1 protein-coding gene, 2 rRNA genes and 1 pseudogene are annotated in these 1,323 nt (G+C 51.3%); 3 read left to right on the forward strand and 1 reads right to left on the reverse strand.

Going from position 1 to position 1,323, the window contains the following annotated elements:
* The 3 genes and pseudogenes from AYR66_RS23485 to AYR66_RS23495 form a co-directional block, all read left to right on the forward strand.
* Positions 1–115: ribosomal RNA gene (locus tag AYR66_RS23485) — 23S ribosomal RNA — on the forward strand; the annotation flags it as partial.
* A gap of 149 nt (positions 116–264) precedes the next feature.
* A 5S ribosomal RNA gene (rrf, locus tag AYR66_RS23490) occupies positions 265–377 on the forward strand.
* 170 nt (positions 378–547) lie between these two features.
* A pseudogene (locus AYR66_RS23495) lies at positions 548–1,062 on the forward strand (drug/metabolite transporter permease); the annotation flags it as partial.
* A 79-nt stretch (positions 1,063–1,141) separates the two neighbouring features.
* On the opposite strand, the gene AYR66_RS23500 reads toward AYR66_RS23495, so the two are convergent.
* On the reverse strand, positions 1,142–1,323 hold a 182-nt coding region (locus AYR66_RS23500), incomplete at its 5' end, for an integrase core domain-containing protein (protein WP_141104312.1).

Here is a 1,323-nt window from a genome sequence, read left to right on the forward strand (position 1 = left end):
CGGAGACTTGATCTCCCTGAAGGGTCGTTCGAGACCAGGACGTTGATAGGTCAGGTGTGGAAGCGCAGTAATGCGTTAAGCTAACTGATACTAATTGCCCGTGCGGCTTGTCCCTATAACCTTGGTAGTTATAGACAAGAGTGTGTGCCCGATTGAGCATCACACCCGCCAAATATATATGTAGTACCCCTAACTGCTTCTTCTGGATTGAGTTGTTTGTGCCCGCCAGCAACAACGGCGGTACATGCAACGCTACAAGTTATGCCTGATGACCATAGCGAGTTGGTACCACCCCTTCCCATCCCGAACAGGACCGTGAAACGACTCTGCGCCGATGATAGTGCTGCAACCAGTGTGAAAGTAGGTTATCGTCAGGCTTGTTATATGCATAAGCCCCAGCTCATTCGAGTTGGGGCTTTTTGCTTTGGGGCTCCGGAAAATAGGCTTCTGATCCTCGCCACCTGGAATGACAAACGACGGCGTTATTCTGATTAATGGTCAATCCCCACGGGACTTCCATCCGGATATCCAACTGCAGCAGCAATGCATGAAAAACAAACGACAAGCAACTCTGATCGGACTCATCGCAATCCTTTTGTGGAGTTCAATAGTCGGCCTGATCCGAAGTGTGGGCGAACAACTTGGTGCGACTGGCGGCGCTGTCATGATCTATACGGCTACATCCGTTCTTCTATTGCTTACCGTCGGCTTTTCCCACATCGATGAATTTCTACAACGCTATCTTTTCTGGGGAACCATCTTGTTTGTTTCCTACGAGTTGTGTCTCGCACTTTCCAACGGATATGCAGATAGCCGAAGGCAAGTCATCGAAGTCGGCATGGTGAATTAGTTCTCGCCGGCCTTCACGATATTGTGCGCCAATCGGGCCTTGGCTATACAGCATGGAATGTCGGCATCTTGCAGGGCAATGTCACTATCCTTGCCAGTGCTTTCTATTTCATTCCGGTTATTTCTGCTTCCCTAGCCACCGTGCTCTTACGTGTACCGCTGTCAGCCTCATTCTGGCAGGGCGACTCGATGGTCTGTGCCGGATCGATCTTGCGTTAATTGGCTACACGCGGAAAGAGCTCGAGACCTTCCACTCGCCGCCATTGTAATGACCCAGCGAAACCTGCACAGGTTAGGCTGCTAAAGCGAATACTTCAGCAGGTGTCTTCATTCCCAGCGCCTGGTGCGGACGTCGAGTGTTATAAAAGCCAATCCAGTCAGCAATGACCCGGCTGGCATGCTGCAACGTCTCGAAGCGCTGCCGATGTACGCATTGCTCCTTCAACGTCCTGATCACGCGCTCGATCATGCCGT

The sequence above is a fragment of the Noviherbaspirillum denitrificans genome, from assembly GCF_002211445.1.
GTDB classification, from domain to species: Bacteria; Pseudomonadota; Gammaproteobacteria; order Burkholderiales; family Burkholderiaceae_D; genus Noviherbaspirillum; species Noviherbaspirillum denitrificans.